This is a genomic window from Acinetobacter sp. V91_7 (assembly GCF_031799075.1).
GTDB lineage: Bacteria > Pseudomonadota > Gammaproteobacteria > Pseudomonadales > Moraxellaceae > Acinetobacter > Acinetobacter calcoaceticus.
Genome location: NZ_JAVQNT010000031.1, coordinates 22,073 through 47,064 on the forward strand (window position 1 = coordinate 22,073; position 24,992 = coordinate 47,064).

Genomic DNA, 24,992 nt, shown 5'->3' on the forward strand with positions numbered 1-24,992 from the left:
CGATCATCATGTTTGAAAAGATTTTAATTGCGAACCGTGGTGAAATTGCCTGCCGTGTGATTCGTACAGCTAAAAAATTAGGTATTGCAACGGTTGCTGTTTACTCTGATGCAGACGCAAATGCACAACATGTCAAACTTGCAGATGAAGCCATCTATATTGGCCAGTCGCCTGCGACTCAAAGTTATTTACAAGCTGACCGGATTATTCAAGCTGCCATTGACACAGGTAGCCAAGCGATCCATCCGGGCTATGGTTTTTTATCCGAAAATGACCAGTTTGCACTTGCTTGCCAACAACACAATATTTGCTTTATTGGCCCGCCAGTCGATGCCATTTTAGCTATGGGTTTAAAAGCCACGTCTAAAGCTTTAATGGAAAAAGCAGGCGTCCCTTTAACACCGGGTTATCACGGAACCAACCAAGATGCCGACTTTTTAAAACAACAGGCAGACAAAATTGGCTATCCAGTTTTAATCAAAGCTAGTGCTGGCGGTGGCGGTAAAGGCATGAGCTTGGTTGAGCGCAGTGAAGATTTTCTGCATGCATTAGCTTCTTGTAAGCGCGAAGCTAAATCGAGCTTTGGTAATGATGATGTCTTGATTGAACGCTATGTGATTCAACCACGTCACATCGAAGTACAAGTGTTTGGCGACACACATGGTAATTATGTTCATTTATTTGAACGCGACTGTTCCGTACAACGTCGCCACCAAAAAGTATTAGAAGAAGCTCCAGCTCCACAAATGCCAAGCGAGAAGCTTGATGCGATGCGTCAGGCTGCTATTGATGCTGCACGTGCAGTAGACTATGTCGGTGCTGGTACGGTCGAGTTTATTGTGGAACAAGACGGCACGGCGTATTTCATGGAAATGAATACCCGCTTACAAGTCGAACACCCAGTGACTGAAATGATTACCGGTGAAGACTTGGTTGAATGGCAACTTCGTGTAGCTTATGGTGAACCTTTACCTAAACTACAAAACGAATTGCAAATTCACGGGCATGCGCTCGAAGCACGTATTTACGCCGAAGAACCTGAAAAAGGCTTTTTACCTGCGATTGGTAAAATTGACTATTTGCACTACCCAACTCAAAACCAATATGTACGTGTAGACAGCGGTATTGTTGAAGGCGATGAAATCACGACGTATTACGACCCAATGATTGCCAAACTCATCGTATGGGGTAAAAACCGTGAAGCTGCACTCATTCAAATGCAACACGCTTTAAGTCAATTCCATGTCGATGGCTTAGGCAACAACATTGCCTTTCTTGAAAAGATTGTACGCAGTGAGTCTTTTAAACAAGCCAAGCTTGATACCAACCTGATTCAACGTGAACAAAACTTCTTGTTTAGTCCTGAAGAGATTAAACCTGAACTTGTGGTGGCAGCGGCATTTATTGAGTTTCTAAGTAAACTTAACAACAACAGCTCAAGCCAAAAACAGCTTTGGCAAGCTCAACCTCTATGGCGTTTAAATATTGCCTATCAGCACAGTATTAAACTGAATTATTTAAACCAAAATATTCAAATTAAATTTGCCTCACATGAAGATGGCTTCACCGCAGAATATAACGGTCAAAGCTACCCGATTTCAGGTCAATTGATTGATGCACATACTGCCTCTGTTCAAATTGGTGGGGCTCAGCAAAAGCTATCTTTTAACCAAAGTCAGCAAGGCATTACCTTGTTCCAAAATGGACAAAGCTATAAATTTGCTTATATTCGCCAAGACTTTAATCAGGCAGATAGTCAAGCTGATGAAGGCCACCTGAAAGCTCCAATGCCGGGTGTAGTCACGCAAGTGCTGGTGAGTGCAAATCATAGCGTGAAGAAAGACGATATTTTAATGACACTTGAAGCAATGAAAATGGAATACACCATCCGTGCCCCTAAAGACGGCGTGATTGTAGACTCCTATTTCCAAGTTGGCGATCAAGTCAAAGCTGGCGATGAGCTTGTGGAATTTCAACCTGCACAGGAGGAAGTTGCATGAGTGAGTTTGTCAAAATTGTGGAGGTCGGTCCCAGAGATGGCCTCCAAAATGAAAAGCAGGCTTTAACGGTTGAACAACGCTTAAACTTTATTAATGACCTGATAAATGCAGGTCTAAAATCGATTGAAGTGGGGTCATGCGTTTCGGCAAAATGGGTGCCGCAAATGGCTCAAAGTGACGAGCTATTTAAGCTGTTACCCCAGACCACAGATGTGCAATTTAGCCTGCTCACCCCCAATATCAAAGGTTTTGAAACAGCCCAAGCAGTGGGATGCAAAGAGGTTGCGGTTTTTACCGCAGCTTCTGAAAGCTTTACACATAAAAATATTAACTGCTCTATCGATGAAAGCTTTGAAAAATTTAGTGATGTCATGACCGCAGCGAAAGCACATAACATACGTGTGCGCGGCTATGTCTCTTGTATTGTCGATTGTCCTTATGAAGGCGCGATTGCACCTGAGCAAGTGGTGAAAGTCGTTAAGCGGCTCTATGACATGGGCTGCTATGAAGTGTCTTTAGGTGAAACTATTGGTACCGCAACACCAGATCGAGTTCAAAAGGTTTGGCAAGCCTGCCTCGCTGAAGTAGACAGCAAGGTTTTGGCTGGACATTTCCACAATACCTATGGCATGGCAATTGCCAATATTTATCAGTCCCTACAGCAAGGTATTCGCGTCTTTGATTCGTCTCTTGCAGGACTCGGTGGTTGCCCTTATGCCAAAGGTGCCTCAGGCAATGTATCGACCGAAGATCTGTTTTATTTGCTGTCACACATGGGATTTGAAACTGGCATTGACTTAGAAAAACTGATGCAAGCCAGCCAGAATATTAGCAATGTATTAAACCGAAAAAGCTTGTCGAATTATGCAAATGCCTATTGGCAAACCAAGTGTGCGTAGTAATAAATAAAATAACTCAGCATCTGGTATAAGGCTTACTCTATTAGGCTAAGTACCAGATCATCCTATCTAATCTTTATCTCATTCTGATCAGGAATTGGGACTATCCCTCATGCAATTTATTTAAAATCTATCATTCATCTCTGTATTAAATGCTCCTCTCAACAGAAGCATTCTCTACCCTATTTTTATTCTAATCCGTATTATTGTTCATCCTTTTCTAGTTTAGTCCTTAAAAAATTTATCTCATTATTTATAAAAATAAGATGCATCCATTTCAATTCTTGGTGAAATATATTCTTCTACCCAATCTAACCATGCACGCGTTTTGGCATCAATAAAATGGCGTGAAGGCAATAAGGTATAGACCCCAATATCGGGCGAACGCCACTCAGGCAAGATATGGCATAATCTTCCATTCTGAACCGCGTCTAAAGCCGAAAACATCGGCAATAACGCCACGCCCATATCTTGTTGCACCACATCTAATAATAATTCTGGGTTATCTGCAATGAGTTGCCCACCAATATCAATTTGGTAAGACTCACCATTTGCATTTAACAAATGCCAATCTGCTGTAATCGATGGATTAACTAATCGTAAACAAGCATGATTTTTTAAGTCTTCTGGTGACTTAGGAACACCATGTTTTTCTAGATAAGCAGGTGAAGCACATAAAACAGAAAAAATAGTGCCAATTCTGCGGGCAACAAAGCGGGAATCTGTTAAAGACTCAGTGAGATAGAGACTCACGTCTACCCCTTTCGCCAACAGGTCTGGAACGTACTGCGATGTCGTATATTCCACCGTTAACTCGGGATAATTTTTGCAAAACTCGGCCATGACTGGAAAAACATAGTGATGCCCGAAGCTTCCCATGCTTAATACACGTAAACGCCCTTTCGGTTTAGATGCCGTTCCTGTTACTTCTGATTCTGCTTCATCCACTATTGAAATGACTTGGCGACAGCGCTCTGCATAAGTCGCACCAATATCGGTCAGAGCCTGCTGGCGCGTTGAGCGTTGTATTAATTTTGTACCTAAGCGTGTTTCTAGCTCGCTGATAAGACGTGAAACCTGTGCTGTGGTCAGATCCATCTGCTCAGCTGCTGCTGTGAAACTCCCGCTATCAATCACTTTCAGGAATGCATGCATCGCATGCAATAGTCCACCATCGAGATTTTTGCGCATAACGTAAATATGTTTTCCTAAATTACGGATTGTTGCACCAGTTTAGATCAACCACAATGACTAAATGTACATACATTGGCACTAATTCTTTTTAAGAAGAGGAACCGATCTTTTTTTATTTCGTATGTCACTTGCTCCAAATATTCAACTGGATGTTGAAAAAAGAAAGTAGTCCGAGCTACTAAAAATTCTAAGGAGATATAAATGAACATAGCTACAAAAGTCACTCCAAATATTATTGCAACAAAGGATGTGTCACTTGAAGATAAATATATAAGTGATAACGGTACAGCATATATGACTGGCATTCAGGCACTTGTTCGATTGCCTCTTGCTCAGACTCGCCGTGACGCGATTAATGGTTATCATACTGCTGGTTTTATTTCTGGTTATCGCGGTTCTCCTGTTGGTAACTATGATAGTTTCCTTTGGCAAGTTCAAGGATTACTTAAATCCCATAATGTTGTATTTCAACCTGGTGTAAATGAAGACTTGGCTGCTACCGCAATTTGGGGTACGCAACAAGTTAATCTTTCAGGCCAAGGCAAATATGATGGAGTGTCTTCATGGTGGTATGGTAAAGGCCCCGGTGTTGACCGTTCAGGCGATGTACTCCGCCATGCTAACTTAGCTGGTACCTCTGAACGTGGTGGCGTGGTTGCTTTATTTGGTGATGACCACTCTTGTAAATCTTCTACAATCCCTCACCAGTCTGAACATGTCATGATTGGTTGTGGTATTCCAATTTTCTACCCAACATCCGTTCAACAAATTTTAGACTTTGGCGTTCACGCCATTGCCGTTTCACGTTTTTCTGGCCTATGGTCTTCAATGAAGCTGGTCAGTGAAATTGTAGAAACTTCTGCTTCAGTTCATGTTGATCTAGACCGAGTTAATCCCGTTATACCGGAAGATGTCAATTTCCCTGCCGACGGCGTTAATATCCGTTGGCCAGATCATGGCATTCAGCAAGAAGAACGTCTTTATAAATATCGCTTACCTGCTGTTTTGGCTTATGCCCGCGCGAATAAAATCAATACCGTAACATGGCCTTGTGAAAATGCCCGTATTGGTATTGCCGCAAGTGGTAAAGGTTATTTAGATACGATTGAAGCCCTACGCATTTTAGGTATTGAAGATGAAACTGCCCAACAGCTTGGGCTACGTGTTTATCAAGTTGGTCTAATTTGGCCTTTAGAACCTCAAGGCGTTCGTGAATTTGCCGAAGGTTTGCAAGAACTGATCGTTATTGAAGAAAAACGTCCAATTATTGAAGCACAAATTAAAGATGAGCTGTATTCACTTCCTGATAGCAAACGCCCACATGTGATTGGTAAAGCCACCGATGGGAAAGGTGAATGGAGTACCTCTATTGAGGAAGCACCACTCATTGGTCACTATGAGTACCAGCCTGAACCTATTGCAAAAATGCTGGCTGCTCGCTTCTTAAAACTAGATATTCCAGAAAGCCTAAAAGTACTAATCCAAAGCAGAATCGACTTACTGCTAAAAGCAGAGCAAGAATCAAAACGTGTTATTGATCTTGCTGAGCGTAAACCATATTTCTGTAGTGGTTGCCCACATAACTCTTCAACCGTAGTTCCTGAAGGTAGCCGTGCGCTAGGTGGTATCGGTTGTCACTATATTGCCGTTTCTCTTGACCGCGGTACTGAAACGTTCTCTCAAATGGGCGGTGAAGGTGTAAGCTGGGTCGGTGCATCGCCATTTACCAATGAAAAACATATTTTTGCTAACCTTGGTGACGGAACTTACTTCCACTCAGGTTACTTAGCAATTCGTCAGTCTATTGCTGCAAAAACTAATATTACCTACAAAATCCTCTACAATGATGCGGTCGCTATGACAGGTGGTCAGCATGTAGATGGTCATTTGAGCGTTGCACAATTAACTCGTCAGCTTGCTGCTGAAGGTATTAAAAAACAAGTGATTGTCACTGATGAAGTTAAACTATTAAACGAAGAAGACGGCATTGCACCGGGTGTAGAAATTCGCCATCGTAATGAACTTGACGCGGTTCAACGTGAATTGCGTGAAGTTTCAGGTGTGACCGCTTTAATTTATGTACAAACCTGTGCCAGTGAAAAACGCCGTCGCCGTAAACGTGATGCCTATCCTGACCCAGCTGAGCGTTTATACATTAACAGTGATATTTGCGAAGGCTGTGGCGACTGTTCGAAAAAATCAAACTGTTTATCTATCGAACCAGTAGAGACAGCTTTAGGTACTAAGCGTCAAATTAACCAAAGTAGCTGTAATAAAGACTTCACTTGTGCTGAAGGGTTCTGCCCAAGTTTTGTGACTGTTCATACACGTGATATGAAACGTCCAGCTAAATTTGAAGGAATTGGCGCAGGCTGGCCAACATCACCAATCATTCCTCAGTTATATGATGTTCCAAGTCGTATTATGGTCGGTGGTATTGGCGGTACAGGTGTTGTGACTATTGGTGCACTCCTTGGTATGGCAGCTCACCTAGAAGGCAAAGCAACCCGTGTTATGGACATGGCTGGTCTTGCGCAAAAAGGCGGTACGGTTTATTCATACGTACAACTTGCAGCAAGTGATGAACAAATTTCTTCTACAAAAATTCCAGCAGGACAATGTGAATTATTGATTGGTGCTGATGCCGTAGTCGCTGGCGGTAGTGCCGCACTTTCTCGCTTAAGAGATGATGCTTTGGTTATTGTGAATGAAGACAGCACGCCGACTTCTGAGTTTATTAAATCTCGTGACTGGTATGCCCCTATTACCGATTTAGTTGATCGTCTTCGTGGTCGTGTTCGTCAAGGTCAATTGGTTTCATTACCAGCAGCTCGCATTGCAACACAACTATTGGGCGATGCAATCTATACCAACCAGTTATTACTCGGTATGGCATGGCAATCTGGTCGTATTCCGCTATTACGTGAAAGCATTGAAAAAGCAATTCGCTTAAATGGTACTGCTGTTGAAAAGAACATTGAAGCTTTCCGCGTAGGTTGTCATCTTGCAAGTGACCCAACTTTAGCTGCACGTTTACTCGCAGCAATGCCAAAAACTAAAACGCCGCAAACGTTGGCTGAACTTGTTGAAGACCGCTCTACTCGTCTGACAGACTATTGGAATGACGCTTATGCAACTAAATACCGTACGCTGGTAGAACTGGCTGCTAAAAAGTTACCAGAAGAATTAACTGGTACCATTGCAACCCAGCTTTATAGAGTCATGGCGTACAAAGATGAATATGAAGTTGCACGTCTGTTAACAGGCAAAAGCTTCAAAGAATCGATTGAAACACAGTTCGGTAAAGGCTTACGTTTAACTTACCATCTTGCTCCACCAGCGTTACTGGGTGGTCTTCAAAATGTTCGTAAACGTGCATTTGGTTACTGGATGCGTTTCCCAATGATGATGCTTGCTCGCTTACAATGGCTACGTGAGACTTTCCTCGACCCATTTGCGCGTCAAGAAGAACGTCAACACGAACAAGCATGGCGTGACCGTTACATCGCATTTGTTGAAGCACTTGTTGAAGCTCCAGAAAATCATAACTTGGCTGTTGCTGAACAAATTGCAAAATTACCAGCAGAAGTACGTGGTTATGGACATATCAAAATGAAAGCAATGGACGCTGCAAAAGCGCGTTGGGATGAGCTTACACCAACACTCATTAAAGTTCGTAGCTAAGAAATTGCTTAAACTTTAAATCTCAAAATAAAAAAGTCATCCTCCGGGATGACTTTTTTATGGGTCCAAATATTTATTTGGCCATCTTACGTAAAGTTAAAATCTGCTCGCTTCGTCCAAATGGGCCATAGAGGTCATGTAAAACCGCACTGGTTAAGCCAATGCCATCCGATCCATATTGCTGAACAGTTTCCAAACCTAACCATTTACCTTGCGGATAACGATGCATGTGAATTTGCAAATCAAGATTTGGAAAACCCCACGTAAATTCACTTTCTTGTCTTGGTACAATTCCGTTTGCGGTATCCACCATGCCAATCAAATGTGCAAAATCTGTGGTCGGCAGCCCTTCAACCATTTCTTTATCATTATTTAGCCAAACAATGCCTTTACCTGCGCGATGCTGATCATCAATTTTTGTCACTAGTGTTTGAATAAAACCACCCGGCCACCTTTTCATACCCTTCCACTCAGTAAAAGAGTCTGGATGATGAACTGGCTGATCTTCAAGCCCAGCAATATCAGAACTGTCTTGAGTACACATTCGCCATGCTCTGGCAACAATACAAGTTTTACCTTGTGCTTGCATTTCAGCTTCTATTAGCTCAATTGTTTTTCCGGCACGAATCACTTGGGTCTTAATTGTAAACTCACCAAATGCAATAAGACCGAAAATATCAAAACTAATTCGACCAATTCGCATGCCTTGTCGTGGTGAAAACTGCTCTAACTCCGCTGCTATTAAGCCACTTGCTGGTGCCATATGCTGTTCATGAGGGTTCCAAGTGCCTTGTGCATGAACAGTTGAGCAATAATGAGCAATAACTTCACCTTGAGGACCAATTGATCTATTCAGTAATTGATAATAAGCATTCATGATTTTCTTTCCTTAGTCCTTACCGAACATCAATATTTAATGAAAGTTCACGTTTTAATGCTTATATTAATGGTCTATTCCCTTGGCTAAATTGGTTTTTCCTACCAAAAACTCATGAGTCTAAAGTTACAAATTTAATCAATGGGTAAAATTCCACATAAAAATTTCACCCATTGATTCTCAAAAACTACTATTTGTTAGAATGCAAAAGCATCTTGGTCAAGCTCCATGACAGATTCAGCTCCTGACTCAATTGCGGCAGCATGACTTTGTGTACGATGCAAAAGTTTTTGATAGAAAAACTTAGCTGTGCTTAGCTTCGCTTTATAAAAAGCTTCCTCTTGTGTACCTAATGCCAATTTTTCATGGGCAACTTGAGCCATTCGAGCCCAAAGATAGGCAAACACAACGTAACTAGAAAAATAAAGATAATCTACAGAGGCCGCGCCAATTTCTTCTGGATTGTGCTTCGCTTTTTCGGCAATTGTTTTAGTGAGTGATAACCATTGTTGCTTAAGTTCATCTAATTTTTCTAAATAAGGTTTCAGTGCAACATTTGCTTGATGTTGAAGAATGAATTGATCAATTAAATCCGTCATATTCTTTAAGAGCTTGCCTTCTGAATTTAAGACTTTACGTGCAAGCAAATCTAAAGACTGGATTTCGGTTGTTCCTTCATACAAGGTTGAAATGCGTGCATCGCGTACAATTTGCTCCATTCCATGCTCAACAATAAACCCATGCCCACCAAATACCTGAACACCATGTTTTGCAGACTCATTACCAGACTCAGTTAAAAAGGCTTTAGCAATAGGCGTTAAAAAAGCCAGTAAATTATCGGACTGTTTTTGCTGCTCTTGATCGGCTGAACTTTCAACAATGTCTACATGTTGAGCTAGAAAATAAGCCAGCGCACGTCCACCTTCAGCAAATGCTTTTTGTGTCATTAACATTGAACGCACCGCAGGATGCACAATAATCGGATCGGCATTCTTTTCCGGATATTTTGGACCAGATAATGAACGCATTGCGAGCCGCTCTTTTGCATAGCTTAACGCGCCCTGAAATGAAATTTCAGAGGCAGCGAGCCCTTGTACTGCCGTGCCAATACGTGCCGTATTCATAAAGGTAAACATACAATTAAGCCCACGATTTTCCGGACCAATCAAATAACCTTGAGCACCATCAAAATTAAGAACACAGGTGGCATTTCCGTGAATACCCATTTTATGTTCAATGGCACTACAGACGACCTGATTGCGATCTTGCAACTTACCTTCATCATCTACATTAAATTTAGGCACGATAAACAAAGAAATACCTTTTGTACCTGCGGGTGCTTGAGGTAGTCGAGCTAAAACAATATGAATAATATTTTCAGAAAGATCGTGTTCACCTGCCGATATAAAAATCTTTTCCCCAGTAATTGAGTAACTACCATCCGAATTTGGTTCAGCCTTAGTTCTAATTAAACCGAGGTCGGAGCCCGCATGTGATTCGGTTAAACACATGGTTCCAGTCCAGATCCCACTAATTAACTTGGCTAAAAACTGCTGCTTTTGCTGTTCTGTTCCGTGGTGTTCAATTGTTCTCATCGCACCATGAGATAACCCTTGATACATTGCCCAAGCCCAGTTAGAACCACACAACATTTCAGAAATCGCGATGCGTAATAGTGTTGGTAAGCCCTGCCCACCATATTCAGGGTCAGCGGTTAGAGAGGTAAACCCAAGTTCGGCATATTTTTGGTAGGCTTCTTTAAAACCTTTCGGTGTAGTCACTACGCCTTGATTTAAATGACACCCTTCTTGATCGCCATTTTGATTAATAGGTGCCAATTCATTTTCACAGAAATCTGCTGCTGCCTCTAAATATTGATCAATTAATTCTCGATTTACGCTTTCTTGATATTTGCTTAAACGTTGGTAGTTCTCTTCTGTTTGAAGCATTTCATGCAGAACAAATTGCATATCACGTAATGGAGCTTTGTATAAAGGCATAATTTTTTCCCTTTCACTTCACTGTCTGTTTCATGCAGGCAGATATGTTTTTCCTTGAATAGACTTTTATTTTTTCAACTCAACCAAAATATCAAAAAATTTCTTATAGCAAAACTAGTTTTCACTATTTTCATAAAATTTAACAAGCAAAAACATCCATCAAATATTCAATGTATTGTATTTAAATAGTTTTATTGAATTAATGCATGTAGAAATAAAAAACTGATTGCTATTTTAATTTTGTACTGCAAAATATTATTCCGTAAAAAATCAATTTATAGTATTGTGATTACATTACTTAATCATCCACGGACGATTTATGGATAGCCCGAAATACACAGGTCTTGAATTTTTAACAGCTTTAAAAAATGGTGAAGTTTCTCCATCACCTATGGCTCACACCATACCCATGCAATTAGTAGAAGTTTCCGAAGGTAAAGCTACTTATAAAGTTACTCCTAGACAAGAACATCGAAATATACAAGGCGGTGTACACGGCGGCTTTTGTGCTACAGCTTTAGATACTGCTACAGGAAGTGCTGCGCATACCCTACTCGAACATGGGGTTGGCTATGGGACTATTGATTTGAATGTAAAAATGATTCGTCCCATGCAAGTTGATACGTCTTACTACGCAAAGGCCGAATTGATTAATGCAGGGCGCAATATTATTAGCACCGAAGGTAAAATCGTGGATGAAAATGGAAAAGTATATGCTTTTGCCACTGCCACATTAATGATTATTCGAAAATAAAAGTCTTGTTAAGCTCCTCCTTATGGAGCTTTTTCTTGCTTGGCAATTTTGTCCATTTCATAGAAATCAAAGCGATCAATCATAAAACTCACAATGGCTAGACTTATACCTAAGGCTACACAGGCTTCCCATCCCCAGTGTTTCCATGCATAAACTGCAATAAAAGAACCCAACGCCGCCCCACCAAAATAGAGCGTCATATAAATTGAGTTAATGCGGGAACGTGCCTGCGCGGAAATTCGATACACCAGATTTTGGTTGAGTACATGAAATGCAGACAGCCCAAAGTAAGCCATAATCACGCCAACTGCATAGGCCACTAAAGATTGCTGTGCAAAAAATAGTGGTATCCATGCAGTAATTAATAAAACCATGCTAACCAGTGCGACTTTATTCTCAAGTCCCGCTGCAATTTTCTTACCCGCCCACGGTGTGGCAAACACACCAGCTAACCCGACAATTCCAAATAGACCAATTTGGAAATCATTAAAATGATAAGGAGCATTAGCTAAAAGGAATGTCATGGTTGTAAAAATAAGTGCCAAAATACCAAAACCAATTCCACCAGCAAAACCACGGCGAAGCAGATGAGGTTGATGCACCGCTAATGAAAATAATGAACTGTAAATTTGTAGAATATTGAGTTGATGAGATTTACGCGCAACTGGTAATTTTGACCACATGATCCAAGCAAAAACCAAAATGACGATGCCACTAATTAAATAAACGGCATGCCAAGACCAAACCGTAGAAAGTAAACCCGCAATAGAGCGCGCCAATAAAATTCCCAAGAACAAACCACTCATGAGAGTCCCAACAACTTGCGGGCTTTTTTTCGGACCTGCCAAACCTGCGGCGAAAGGAACCAAAACTTGAGTTGCAATAGAAAAGAATGTTGCTAAAAAGGTAAAGCCATATAAGACTGGCAAGGTTTGGCTAAAAGAAAGCCCCACTTGTGCAAGCCCCGTACAACACATGAGCAAACAAATATAACTACGCTTTTCAAAGAAATCACCGAGTGGAACCAATAGAAACAGTCCTATCGCATAAGACAGTTGTCCAATCACAATGGTTAAAGCCACTTGTTCGGCATTAGCCTGCAAAGCTTTGGCAATTGAATAAATTAAAGGCTGGTTATAATAGTTCGAGCCCGCACAAATCCCGCATGTCATCGCCATGATAAAAATAAAGCTTTTTGACAAAATATTGTCTGCATCGGGTCGAACTATTTTTTCCATTTTTAATTACGCCCTATTTTAAAATTTATACATCGACACAAAGTTTACACGCGATACATCGGCTGTTCTGCCATCAAAGACTTCTCGTTTACCTTGATGGTATTCCATGCCGATATCCATTTGTTCAATAGGCGAATAAAAGACGTTAGCAGCATAGTCAGTTAAACGCTTATTGGCATCGGGATTGAGTTTTGCATAAGCCGTATCGTCATCATAATCAAACACTGAAGCTGATAAGTTTGCACGCCATTGCTCATTGAATTTATATGTATAACCAATATTTACACTATTGAGTTTATTCATAACTAAATCTGTTTTTTCTTCATTTAAAGAAAAATCACCCGCTGCATTTAAACTTGTTGAATTTGCCAAGCCGCTTTGCGTGGTGTACGGCATAAATTTTTGATCACCAACAATATATTGATAATTTGCTTGCACCGATTGCTGTGGCGTTAATTGGTATTTTAACCCGCCCCCTGCACCCCAACTTACTTTCTTAACTGTTGAGGTGGCTACATCTGCTGACTTCTCGTTAATAAAACCTTGAGCAAGTGCAGTTAAAGGACCTTGTTTAAAGGTGTAGCGTCCCGTTAATGATGGAAAAGCCGAGACTCTGGAACCTGTATATTCTAGAGCTACTTTTAAATCATTATTGGCATCAATTTTCCAGTCATAGCGAATTTGAGGAGTACGCGTATAGGAAGTTCCCACAAATTGCGTGTAATCCACCGATTCTGTACGTGTTTCCATGTTGGACATGAGTGACCATGTTTGACCGAATGTCCAATCCTTATAAGTGAAAAATGCATGGCGAATACGGAATTTACCATCACCCGTTCCCATGTTAGAGCTATCAAAGAAATCGGCTTCAATATTTCCCGTAACCGCTTTATTGGGACTATTAAAATAGACCCCTAAGCGGCTTGCATTTACGCTTACATCTGAACGCGCATGATTAGAACGTTTATCACTCTCAAAAGGTGTGCGGTTTAAGCTACTTGTCGTTCTCCCTCCTGAATCAGGTGAAGATTTAAAATCGACCGCCGCATCTATACGGGCAATACCGTAAACCTTAACATTGTCGGTCCAAGTCACCCATGACGGAGCAATCGGCTTAGCTGTTTCAATGCTCTTATTCTTTTCGACATTTTCTTCAATTTGGGCCTGTTTGACCTGTAAATTACTTTGACTTTGTTTTTGAGCTATAAGTTCTGCTTTTAACTTTTGTAGCTCACTTTCTAGCAAATTAATTCGCTGTTCTGTTGTATCTGAAGAATTTGCAAAAACAGTCCCTGAAGCCGCAGCGCAAGCTGCAGCTAAAATTAATTTTTTCATCTTTTAATCCTTAAAGAAGCTTTTTTTCCATGTGTATAAATTAGGCTACACGTGCATCTATGAGCGGACAGTCGGTCACTGCCTGTAATTCATCAAAACTTAGACCTTCCACCATTTCCTTGACATAGGCTTTCTGATCTTTCAGTTCAATAATGCATAAATCGGTATAAATACGATTTACACATTGCTCACCTGTGAGTGGATATGTGAGTTCTTTTACAATTTTGGATTCACCCTTTTTAGTGACATGTTCCATATAGACATAAATAGTCTTTGCTCCCACAGCCAAATCCATCGCACCGCCTACGGCAGGTACATCATCTGGTTTGCCTGTGTGCCAGTTTGCCAAATCACCATTTACCGCAACCTGGAATGCACCAATCACGCAAATGTCTAAATGGCCTCCACGCATAATGTCAAACGAGTCACCATGATGCATAAAGCATCCACCTTCTAATAAAGTGACAAGTTCTTTTCCGGCATTGACTAAGTCTTCATCTTCTTCACCTGGTTGTGGCGGCGGGCCAAAAGCCAAAACACCATTTTCCGAATGTAAAAAGATTTCTTTGTCTTTTGGCAAAAATTTGGCAACGTTAGTAGGAAGTCCAATTCCCAAATTGACATAAGAACCTTCAGGAATGTCATTGGCAATCAGTCTAGCAATATCTTCACGAGAACGTTTTTGAACTGACATTAGATATCTCCTACTTTTACAACGTGCTGTACAAAAATTCCCGGTGTGATAATGCACTCTGGGTCAAGCGTTCCTAGCTCTACCGTATCATTAACTTGAACAATGGTATTTTTTGCGGCTTTTGCCATAATGGGGCCAAAATTACGGGCCGCTTTGCGATAAGTTAAATTGCCCCAGCGGTCGGCCTTATCTGCATAAATCAATGCAAAATCAGCTTCAAGTGGATATTCAAGTACATAATTTTTGCCATTAATAGTTCGCGTTTCTTTACCCTCGGCAACTTTGGTGCCATAGCCAGTTGGAGTAAAAACAGCTCCTAATCCTGCACCTGCAGCCTGAATACGACATGCCAAATTCCCTTGTGGAACCAGCTCTAGCTCAATCTTTCCAGCTCGATATAAATCTTGAAAAACGGTTGACCCAGCCGATTTAGGGAATGAACAAATCATTTTCTTAACACAACCGGCAATAATCAGATTCGTTAAACCCCGATCACCAGAAGCTGCATTGTTATTAATAATGGTAAGTTCTTTCTTGCCTAAATCAATTAAGGCCTCAATTAATTCAGCTGGTTGTCCAGTAACACCGAACCCACCTGTCATGATGGTTGCCCCATCAGGAATAGCTTTTAAAATCGGTTCAATATCACTGGTCAATTTATTAATCATTTCTTCACTCTCCTTAGTTATTCAGCTTTTTGAGGATCGTATAAACGATCTTTAATAAATAAGGTTGGGATAAGCCCACAGACAAAATATGCAATACCCATCAGTAATAAGCCTGCACCAATGGAACCATGCATTGCCAAATAACCAATGGTCAGTGGTGCAAAGATCGCTCCGATACGTCCAATATTAAATGCACCACCCACTGCTGTACCTCGAATAGAGGTTGGGAAGCTTTCGGTTAAATAAGTTGCGTTAATAGCGTACGGAATACCATAAAGGAAACCAAAAACCAGCATCAGCCAACCAATGTTTTCAGGCGTATGCATATACACCACCACTGGTATAAACAGTGCGGTTCCAATCGTACCGAAGGCGAAAACAACTCGGCGTCCAATACGGTCTGCTACAAAACCAGCAAGCACTTTGGCAAACATCATGGTCAAAAATGTTCCAATCATATAGATTGCCATTTCTTTAAATTTAATCCCTAACTCGGACTCTAGATAAGCAGGCAACCAGTTACTCACCCCCAAATAACCAAACATCAGGAACCCAGAACTAAATGACCAAAGCATGAGCATCTTGCCGTGTTTTTTATCTTTAAATAGGGCGATATACGGATTCTCAGCTTTTTTGGCAGTGCCAACAGCAGGGTTAGCAAGTTTTAAATCACGGGCTTTTCTCCATGACTCAGGTTCAGGCACAAAGAAGAACATGAGAACAGCCAAAACAATCGGGATAATCGTAATGAAATACAGCATCCGCCAGCCAAATTCAGGAATAATCCAACCTGATAGACCTGTAATCGTTAAAGAACCGAGGGTATAACCAGTCATCAGTGTTGCTAACACCGTTGTACGATATTTGGTCGGCACCATCTCAGACATTAAAGTATTACAGCCGATGTAAAGACAACCCAATCCCATACAGGTAATAATTCTTAAGATCGCGAGTTGCCCATAGGATTGTGCAAACCCCGTCATACAAGAAAGTATGGCAAATGCTGCTGTTGAAATGACAATAATGCGGACTCGTCCAAAACGGTCACTTGCCCAGCCACCAATCAGTCCACCAATCGCCATACCAAAAATTGACCAACTGCCTAATGCACCTGCCTGAATCGTGGTTAAACCAAATTCAGCCTTAATACTGGTCAGAGTAAAAGCTAGAATGCCAACATCAGCACCATCACAAAGTAAAGTGAGAAATGAAAATATAAAGGCTAGAACCCAGACTTTTTTAGGTGTCTGAGTAACCTCATTGTCTTGGAATGTACTTACAGCTTCCATTTTCATATTTTTACCTATCCATTACATAAAAGTGAGTATTCCTAAGCTCATTTATTTGAAAGAGAATATTTTTATAAAAATCATCCATCTTTCTATTTATCATTTTTTTTCATGCAATAAATTAACTGGTAACCGTGCATGACTTAGGTTCAGACCTGATCATGATCAAGTCTGAAACGCTGCTAAATTAATCAGCTTTTTGTGGGTTAAATAGTCGGTCTTTAATAAATAACAGTGGAATCACACCGCAGATAAAATAAGCAGCTGCCATCACCAATAGCCCTAAACCAATAGAACCACTTTGCGATAAATAACCAATTGTAAGTGGAGAGAAAATCGACAGAACCTTGCCAATATTATAGGCACCACCAACCGCAGAACCACGAATCGAAGTCGGGAAGCTTTCAGTCATATAGGTGGCATTAATGGCGTATGGAATGCCATACAAGAAACCGAAGAACAGCATCATCCATAAAATATTGGTTGGGGTATTTAGATAAACAATGACAGGAATAAACAGTGCTGTACCAATGGTTCCAAAGGCAAACACAGCACGGCGACCCAATTTATCCGCAACAATGCCCGCAATTACTTTGGCAAACATCATAATCAGGAAGGTACCGACCATATACATCGCCATTTCTTTAAATTTGATCCCCAGATCAGATTCAAGATAAGCAGGTAACCAGTTACTTACCCCGTAATAACCAAACTGTAATGCACCTGTACTGATAATCCACAACACAAACATGGTGCCGTGTTTTTTATCTTTTAAAATTTCAAGATAAGGATTCTGACGTTTCACTTTTTGGGTTGGATCGACTGTCGTTGTAGCCAATGCTTTCAACTCACGTGATTTTTTCCACGATGCAGGTTCAGGCACACAGAAGTGCATCAAAATCGACAACACTACAGGGGTAATTGCAATCCAGTACAGAAAACGCCAACCGTGCTCAGGAATAATATGACCTGCTAACAAGGTTGCAAGTAATGAACCCAAGGTATAACCCGTCATCAAGGTTGCCAATACGGTGGTACGATGTTTAGTCGGCACCATTTCTGACATTAAAATATTACAGGCAATATATAATGCACCCAGCCCCATCGAGCCAAAGACTCGTACAATGGCAAACTGCATATAAGAATCAGTAAAACCAAGTGCACAGGTTAAAACTGAAGAATAAGCAATAAAAAACACAATAATGCGCACGCGTCCAAAACGGTCACATGCCCAACCACCAATCAGACCGCCAATTGCTGAACCTAAAAGTGTTAAACTTCCTAAAGTACCTGCCTGTACACCCGTTAAATGAAACTCCGTTTTTAAACTGGTTAAGCTGAGCGCGAGAAAACCCAAATCTGCGCCATCACATAACAAGGTAAGAAAGGCAAAGATAAATGCAGTAATCCAAATCTTTTTAGGGGTTTGAATCCCTTCAGGACTTGCTTCCTGCTTCAGTGTTTCTGTGGTCATATCCATATCCTTAGAGGAACATGAGGCATCCAATGCCTCATGGCATTTAATTTTTTATTAGGCTGTAGCTTCCCTAATCATGTTTTTGGCAATAATAATTTGTTGAACTTGCGTAGTTCCTTCATATAAGCGGAACAAACGCACATCACGATAAAAACGTTCAATGGCATATTCACTGATATAACCTGCCCCACCGTGAATTTGTACGCAGCGATCCGCCACTCGACCACACATTTCGGTCGCAAACATTTTTGCGCAAGATGCTTCAGTACTAATGTTTTCACCATTGTCACGACGGCGAGCTGCATCTAAAACCATACATTTAGCAGCGTAAATCTCGGCTTTTGAGTCGGCGAGCATGGCTTGAATAAGCTGAAAGTTAGCAATTGGCTGACCAAATTGCTTGCGTTCAATGGCATAGTGAAGAGCATCATTTAACATACGCTCAGCAACACCGACGCTATATGCCCCAATGTGCAAACGGCCTTTATCAAGCACTTTCATGGCCGTTTTAAAACCAATACCTTCAATGCCACCAATAAGTGCAGATGCAGGTACTCGGCAATTTTCAAAAATGACATCACAGGTATGAGAACCCTTTTGTCCCATTTTTTGATCAATTTTCCCTAAAGTAATGCCGGGGGTGTTGGCTTCTACTAAAAAGGCTGAAATACCACCCGATCCTTTAATTTCCGGATTGGTTCGTGCCATTACCGTAAAAGTAGCTGCATGAGGCGCATTGGTAATAAAACGCTTAGTACCATTTAGAACATAAAAATCACCATCTTTTACTGCACTGGTTTTTAAAGAGGCTGCATCCGACCCTGACTCAGGTTCAGTTAAACAAAATGAACCTATAATTTCACCACTTGCATAACGTGGTAAATATTTTTGCTTTTGCTCTTCTGTGCCATCAATCAAAATTGCACTTGAACCAATTCCGTTATTGGTACCAATTAAAGAACGGAAAGCTGGTGAGGTTTGCCCAAGTTCAAATGCGACTCTTACCTCTTCTTCCATGGTGATACCTAAGCCACCATATTCTTCTGGAATTGTGAGTCCGAACAAACCAAGCTCACGCATTTGCTGCACAATGTCATCCGGAATTTTATCTTTCTCTACCACTTCGTTTTCACGAGGGATCAATTCATTTTTTACAAAATCTCGAATTGTTGAAAGTAATTGTTCCAACATCCCTTCATCACGGATCATCTGTGATCTCCCTTTTTATGTATTTCCATCGTACCCATCAGCCAATTCCAGCTTGTCTGGATACCATGTTTTAAATCTTGTTTACTGCGGATTTGTTTCATAGTACGAGAACGAAAACACAAATTTCAAGATTTTTTGAAAATTAATTTCGTTAAACGAAATTTAAAAACAGACCAATACACAATATCAAGCACTTACACTCCTCAAGAGATCACAATTGCTCTATTTAAATAAATAAGACTTGAAATAAATTCCAAAATACGCATCATAAAAGGAATATAGTTTTGATATGCGAAACAAGGAATGCAAAAATGAGTAAAGAAATAGGGAATAATTTCGTAGATGTTGATTACACCATTCAAAAAATAGCGATTGTAAAAATTAACCGCCCAGAAGCTAAAAATGCCTTAAACGGTGAAGTTCGTAAGCAATTAGCACAAATTTTTTCCAAATTAAGTTTTAACGATGAGATCAATGCGGTTGTACTCACTGGCGGCGATGAAGTCTTTGCCGCGGGTGCAGATTTAAAAGAAATGGCAACAGCAACTTCAACAGAAATGCTATTACGTCACACTGAACGTTATTGGAACGCAATTTCCCAGTGCCCTAAACCAGTGATTGCGGCTGTAAATGGCTATGCGTTGGGTGGTGGCTGTGAATTGGCAATGCATGCCGACATTATTATTGCCGGTAAAAGTGCAGTTTTTGGACAGCCAGAAATTAAAGTTGGTTTAATGCCAGGTGCTGGTGGCACACAGCGTTTGTTTCGTGCAGTCGGTAAATTTCATGCTATGCGCATGATTATGACAGGTGCCATGGTGAAGGCTGAAGAAGCTTATATCATTGGGCTTGTTTCACAAGTGACAGAAGACGATCAAACTATTCCCACCGCTATTCAAATGGCGCAAAGCCTAGCAAAAATGCCACCTATCGCCTTGCAGCAAATTAAAGAAGTTGCACTCATGAGTGAAGATGTTCCTTTAAATGCTGGCCTAACCCTAGAGCGTAAAGCATTCCAACTACTGTTCTCTACCGAAGATAAAAATGAAGGTGTTCAAGCTTTTATTGAAAAACGCAAACCCTCGTATCAAGGTAAATAATTGAAATAGACAACACCAAAGGAATGAAAATGGCTAAAAAAGTATTTATTAGTGCAGGTGGTTCAGGGATTGGACGCTGCATTGCTGAAGCATTTTTAAACAACGATGATGAAGTTTTCGTTTGTGATATTAATGCTCAAAGTCTAGAACAGTTTCAGAAAGATTATCCAAAGTTGCACATATATGCATGTGATTTAGCAGAGCCTGAGCAGATTAAGCTTATGTTTGCCGAAGCGATAACAAAACTTGGCCATATTGATGTTTTAGTTAACAACACAGGCATTTCAGGCCCAACCATTGCCGCAGATGAACTGAGTTTTGATGACTGGAACACGGTGATTAATTTAAATCTGAATAGTACTTTTTTAATTACTCAATTAGCGATTCCCTTGTTAAAGCAATCCGGCGCTGGTGTCATTATTAATATGTCATCAATTGCAGGTCGCTTAGGCTATCCATATCGTTTGGCGTATTCCACTTCAAAATGGGGACTTATTGGTTTTACCAAAACACTTTCTATGGAACTCGGTGCAGATAATATTCGAGTTAACGCGATTCTTCCGGGTGCTGTTGATGGTGACCGTGTCCAACGCGTTCTACAGGCCCGCGCAGATGTAGCCCAAAGTTCTCTTGAGAAGGTCACACAAAATGCTCTTAAAAATCAGTCGCTCAAATATTTTGTAAATCCGAAACATATCGCAGATTTATGCTTATTTTTAGCCTCAGATAGTGGTCGTTCTATTTCAGGCCAGATCTTACCAATTGATGGTGATAAACAATGCTTAAGTTAAATCACCCACCCTTATTTATCCGCTTAATTTCAAATACAGATCAATAATCAGGATGATCGACATGACTTATGATATTAAAAGCATGGCTGTGATTGGTGTAGGTATTATGGGCAGTGGTATTGCTCAAATTGCTGCACAATCAGGACATACCACTTATTTATATGATGCTAAGGCAGGTGCAGCAGAACAAGCAAAAGAACAACTTGCTGCCACATTTCAAAAGTTAGTCGACAAAAATAAAATTACGGCTGAACAAGCTGCAGCGGCAAATAATCATTTAATTGTTGCGCAACAAATTGAAGATTTAAAAGATTGCGACTTGATTATTGAAGCTATTGTTGAACGTCTGGATATCAAACAAAGTTTGATGCAACAACTTGAAGAGGTTGTTTCGGATAATACTATTTTAGCCTCAAACACCTCTTCTCTTTCTATTACAGCCATTGCGGCAAATTGCAAGAAGCCTGAGCGTGTTGTGGGTTATCACTTTTTTAACCCAGTCCCACTCATGAAAGTGGTCGAAGTCATTCGTGGTTTAAAAACAGATCCACTTATTATTGATGCTTTAAATAGCTTGTCTCGTGCATTCGGCCACCGCCCTGTAGTTGCGAAGGACACACCAGGATTTATTATTAATCATGCTGGACGAGCTTACGGAACTGAAGCTTTAAAAATTCTAAATGAAAATGTCTGCGACATTAGTGAAATTGACCGAATTTTACGTGACGGTGTTGGTTTTAGAATGGGACCTTTCGAGCTAATGGATTTAACGGGGCTTGACGTTTCTCATCCTGTTATGGAGTCGATTTACCATCAATACTATGAAGAAGCACGCTACAAACCTAACCCGTTAACCAAACAAATGTTGGAGGCTAAACAACTCGGACGCAAGGTTAATCAAGGTTTTTATAATTATGAAACCGGTTCAAAAACAGGTGAACAACCCGCCAAGTTTGTAGACCGTTTAGCACAATATCCAAAAGTTTGGGTAGCAGCAGATTTCTCTGAAGATAAAACACAGCTTGAAGATTATTTAACTCAGCAAAATATTGCCTTAGATACTGGCTCTGCACCACAATCAGACAGTTTATGTTTACTCGCCTGTTACGGCGAAGACACAACTCAAGCAGCTATACGCCTAGGCGTTAATCCTGAGCAAGCTGTTGCTATAGACATGTTATATGGCATTGCAAAACATCGCACATTAATGCCTTCACTTGTCACAAAAGCTGACTACCGTCAGGCAGCTCACTCTATTTTCAATTTAGATGGAAATACGGTCAGCATGATTGCTGAAAGTATCGGCTTTGTTGCTCAGCGTGTTTTAGCCATGGTCATTAATTTAGGCTGTGATATTGCCCAGCAAAATATTGCAACAGTAGATGATATTAATGCGGCAGTACGTCTTGGCCTAGGCTATCCATTTGGCCCAATCGAGTGGGGCGACCAAGTCGGTAGTCAAAAAATCTTACTCATTCTCAACCGTATAACAGCACTTACCCATGACCCGCGCTATCGCCCTAGCCCATGGTTACAACGTCGCGTCGCGCTTAATTTACCTCTCACTTTTACTCATTAGTCTTGAAAAGGAATTTCTCAATGTTAAATGCTTATATCTATGATGGTTTACGTAGCCCAATTGGTCGCCATGCAGGTGAACTTGCCTCAATTCGTCCAGATGATTTAGCAGCGACAGTCATTCAAAAGTTACTTGAAAAAACTGGTGTTCCGGGTGCTGATATTGAAGATGTAATTTTGGGTGATACCAACCAAGCAGGTGAAGATAGCCGTAATGTTGCGAGAAACGCACTTTTACTTGCAGGTTTACCCGTAACTGTACCCGGTCAAACCGTAAACCGTTTATGTGCCAGTGGTTTAGGTGCGGTAATTGACTCTGCGCGTGCCATTACTTGTGGTGAAGGTGAGTTATATATTGCAGGTGGCGTAGAAAGTATGTCACGTGCACCCTTTGTGATGGGTAAAGCCGAAAGTGCTTATAGCCGTGATGCTAAAATTTATGACACCACGATTGGCTCTCGTTTTCCGAATAAAAAAATTATTGCCCAGTACGGCGGTCATTCAATGCCTGAAACGGGCGATAATGTTGCTGCCGACTTTGGTATTACACGAGAGCAAGCCGATTTATTTGCAGCTCAGTCACAAGCCAAATATCAAAAAGCCAAAGAAGAAGGTTTCTTTGCGGGTGAAATCACCCCAATTGAGGTTTTCCAAGGCAAAAAGCTTCCACCAAAACTGGTTTCTGAAGATGAACACCCTCGCCCAAGCTCGACTGTTGAAGCACTTACGAAATTAAAACCATTGTTTGAAGGTGGTGTAGTGACTGCTGGGAACGCTTCAGGCATTAATGACGGCGCTGCGGCACTCCTGATTGGTTCAGAAGCCGCAGGTCAAAAATATGGCTTAAAGCCTATGGCAAAAATATTGTCAGCAGCAGCAGCGGGTATTGAACCCCGTATTATGGGGGCCGGCCCTATCGAAGCCATTAAAAAGGCAGTTGCACGTGCAGGGCTGACTTTAGAGGACATGGATATTATTGAAATTAATGAAGCTTTTGCATCACAAGTGTTGTCTTGCTTAAAAGGCTTAAATGTTGATTTTAATGATCCACGCGTAAATCCAAATGGCGGTGCGATTGCTATTGGTCATCCACTTGGTGCTTCTGGTGCCCGTCTTGCTTTAACTGTGGCACGCGAACTCATTCGTCGTAAAAAGAAATATGCTGTCGTAAGCCTATGTATTGGTGTGGGTCAAGGCCTCGCTATGGTGATTGAAAACGTTTCATAATTACCAAACCAGATATCCATTCATCACAACAGCGCAGTGATGAATGGATTTATTTTGCAGAGCGAAATATAATAGCAAAACTTTGCTTTATTATATTTGAGGATCGAATGTCTCAGAATTCAAAAACTGAACAACCAATAAATTTTGATGAGATACGCCTAGATCCTATTTCACATATTCATCGGGAAAATAACCCTCAATTTATCGCTTCTTTAGCGCGTGGTTTAGAACTTTTACGCTGCTTTTCTGCAAACAATCAGGTACTTGGAAATCAAGAACTTGCAAAAATGACAGGTTTACCTAAACCGACTATTGCACGTATTACCAATACCCTTGTGTCATTAGGTTATTTAAAACAATTGCCTAATTCGACCAAATATACCCTAGACATTGGTGTTTTATCTTTAGGATATGCAGCATTGTCGAATATTTCTATCCGTACTATTGCTCATCAATATATGGAAGAGATGAGTCAACATGTGCAAGCCCCAGTGGCAATGGCAACACGTGACCGATTAAATATGGTGTATATCGATGTGGTACAAATTGAAACTGCATTAAATATGCGCCGTCCAATTGGCTCAACTTTGCCACTTCATAGTAGTTCAATGGGAAGAGCATGCTTAGCGGCGACCCCTGAACGTGAACGTAATTTTTTACTTGATGCGCTTAAACAAAAGAACGCTGAAAACTGGCCTGCCATCAAACGCTCTTTAGAACGAGCTTTCCGTGATTATCAAGATTACGGATATTGTTTGTCTTTAGGTGAATGGCATAAAGAAGTGAACTCGGTCGCTGTACCATTAGTCAGCTCTAAACACGGTCTTTATGTCTTTAACTGTGGTGCGCCAAGTTTCCATTTAAATCCGGAAAAACTTGAAGGTGAAATTGGACCACGTTTAATCCATATGGTGCACAATATTCAAGATGCTTTGAATGAAACGCACTGACAACCGTACTTAGAAAAGTAATGGTTGT

The 24,992-nt window shown here is 40.9% G+C and carries 19 protein-coding genes; 9 read left to right on the forward strand and 10 right to left on the reverse strand.

Annotated features, from left to right (window positions below; translation table 11 throughout):
* The first annotated feature begins 8 nt into the window (after positions 1-8).
* Together RMB03_RS06565 and RMB03_RS06570 are read left to right on the forward strand one after the other, a co-directional pair.
* Positions 9-2,000, forward strand: a complete 1,992-nt coding sequence (locus RMB03_RS06565; RefSeq protein WP_311074788.1) for an acetyl/propionyl/methylcrotonyl-CoA carboxylase subunit alpha — start codon at positions 9-11, stop codon at positions 1,998-2,000.
* Positions 1,997-2,899, forward strand: coding sequence for a hydroxymethylglutaryl-CoA lyase (locus RMB03_RS06570; RefSeq protein ID WP_311074789.1), 903 nt, complete (start codon positions 1,997-1,999; stop codon positions 2,897-2,899). Before RMB03_RS06565 ends, RMB03_RS06570 begins: the two co-directional genes overlap by 4 nt.
* Before the next feature lie 249 nt (positions 2,900-3,148).
* Here RMB03_RS06570 and RMB03_RS06575 read toward each other — a convergent pair whose 3' ends face one another.
* The gene (locus RMB03_RS06575) at positions 3,149-4,090 is read right to left on the reverse strand and encodes a LysR family transcriptional regulator (protein WP_092705465.1); all 942 of its coding nucleotides are present in this window, start codon (positions 4,088-4,090) and stop codon (positions 3,149-3,151) included.
* A 204-nt stretch (positions 4,091-4,294) separates the two neighbouring features.
* Between RMB03_RS06575 and RMB03_RS06580 the strand changes: the two genes are divergently transcribed.
* A complete protein-coding gene (locus tag RMB03_RS06580; RefSeq protein ID WP_311074792.1) occupies positions 4,295-7,777 on the forward strand; it encodes an indolepyruvate ferredoxin oxidoreductase family protein in 3,483 nt (1,160 codons plus the stop codon).
* 73 nt (positions 7,778-7,850) lie between these two features.
* On the opposite strand, the gene RMB03_RS06585 is transcribed toward RMB03_RS06580, so the two are convergent.
* Entirely contained in the window at positions 7,851-8,654 is an 804-nt protein-coding gene (locus tag RMB03_RS06585) for a thioesterase family protein (protein WP_311074794.1), read from the reverse strand.
* Positions 8,655-8,851: 197 nt separating this feature from the next.
* Positions 8,852-10,654 (reverse strand): acyl-CoA dehydrogenase C-terminal domain-containing protein, encoded by a 1,803-nt coding sequence (locus RMB03_RS06590; protein WP_311074796.1) that lies wholly within the window; start codon positions 10,652-10,654, stop codon positions 8,852-8,854.
* Positions 10,655-10,958: 304 nt separating this feature from the next.
* On the opposite strand from RMB03_RS06590, the gene RMB03_RS06595 reads away from it, so the two are divergent.
* Positions 10,959-11,408, forward strand: a complete 450-nt coding sequence (locus tag RMB03_RS06595; protein WP_311075400.1) for a PaaI family thioesterase — start codon at positions 10,959-10,961, stop codon at positions 11,406-11,408.
* A gap of 20 nt (positions 11,409-11,428) precedes the next feature.
* Here the strand turns inward: RMB03_RS06595 and RMB03_RS06600 are convergent, their stop codons facing one another.
* The 7 genes from RMB03_RS06600 to RMB03_RS06630 form a co-directional block, all read right to left on the reverse strand.
* Complete coding sequence (locus tag RMB03_RS06600) at positions 11,429-12,646, reverse strand: MFS transporter (protein ID WP_311074798.1); 1,218 nt, start codon at positions 12,644-12,646, stop codon at positions 11,429-11,431.
* Between the two features lie 18 nt (positions 12,647-12,664).
* Entirely contained in the window at positions 12,665-13,981 is a 1,317-nt protein-coding gene (dcaP, locus tag RMB03_RS06605) for an outer membrane trimeric porin-like protein DcaP (RefSeq protein ID WP_127491384.1), read from the reverse strand.
* A 40-nt stretch (positions 13,982-14,021) separates the two neighbouring features.
* Complete coding sequence (locus RMB03_RS06610; protein WP_004642400.1) at positions 14,022-14,675, reverse strand: 3-oxoacid CoA-transferase subunit B; 654 nt, start codon at positions 14,673-14,675, stop codon at positions 14,022-14,024.
* Positions 14,675-15,343 carry a 3-oxoacid CoA-transferase subunit A gene (locus tag RMB03_RS06615; RefSeq protein ID WP_281832149.1) on the reverse strand — a complete coding sequence of 223 codons (669 nt, stop codon included), beginning with the start codon at positions 15,341-15,343 and terminating at the stop codon, positions 14,675-14,677. Before RMB03_RS06615 ends, RMB03_RS06610 begins: the two co-directional genes overlap by 1 nt.
* Before the next feature lie 17 nt (positions 15,344-15,360).
* Positions 15,361-16,638 (reverse strand): MFS transporter, encoded by a 1,278-nt coding sequence (locus tag RMB03_RS06620; RefSeq protein ID WP_270902257.1) that lies wholly within the window; start codon positions 16,636-16,638, stop codon positions 15,361-15,363.
* 181 nt (positions 16,639-16,819) lie between these two features.
* Positions 16,820-18,106, reverse strand: a complete 1,287-nt coding sequence (locus RMB03_RS06625) for an MFS transporter (protein WP_311074803.1) — start codon at positions 18,104-18,106, stop codon at positions 16,820-16,822.
* Positions 18,107-18,163: 57 nt separating this feature from the next.
* Positions 18,164-19,318 (reverse strand): acyl-CoA dehydrogenase family protein, encoded by a 1,155-nt coding sequence (locus tag RMB03_RS06630; protein ID WP_003651134.1) that lies wholly within the window; start codon positions 19,316-19,318, stop codon positions 18,164-18,166.
* Positions 19,319-19,629: 311 nt separating this feature from the next.
* On the opposite strand from RMB03_RS06630, the gene RMB03_RS06635 reads away from it, so the two are divergent.
* From RMB03_RS06635 to RMB03_RS06655, 5 genes are all read left to right on the forward strand, one after another.
* Positions 19,630-20,418 (forward strand): enoyl-CoA hydratase, encoded by a 789-nt coding sequence (locus RMB03_RS06635; protein ID WP_311074806.1) that lies wholly within the window; start codon positions 19,630-19,632, stop codon positions 20,416-20,418.
* A 29-nt stretch (positions 20,419-20,447) separates the two neighbouring features.
* Positions 20,448-21,209, forward strand: a complete 762-nt coding sequence (locus tag RMB03_RS06640) for an SDR family oxidoreductase (protein WP_205469470.1) — start codon at positions 20,448-20,450, stop codon at positions 21,207-21,209.
* A gap of 61 nt (positions 21,210-21,270) precedes the next feature.
* A complete protein-coding gene (locus RMB03_RS06645) occupies positions 21,271-22,788 on the forward strand; it encodes a 3-hydroxyacyl-CoA dehydrogenase (RefSeq protein WP_311074811.1) in 1,518 nt (505 codons plus the stop codon).
* A gap of 20 nt (positions 22,789-22,808) precedes the next feature.
* The gene (locus RMB03_RS06650) at positions 22,809-24,014 is read left to right on the forward strand and encodes a 3-oxoadipyl-CoA thiolase (RefSeq protein WP_311074813.1); all 1,206 of its coding nucleotides are present in this window, start codon (positions 22,809-22,811) and stop codon (positions 24,012-24,014) included.
* A gap of 107 nt (positions 24,015-24,121) precedes the next feature.
* Positions 24,122-24,964: an IclR family transcriptional regulator gene (locus tag RMB03_RS06655; protein WP_004642385.1), complete on the forward strand. Its 843-nt coding sequence runs from the start codon at positions 24,122-24,124 to the stop codon at positions 24,962-24,964.
* Positions 24,965-24,992: the final 28 nt, after the last annotated feature.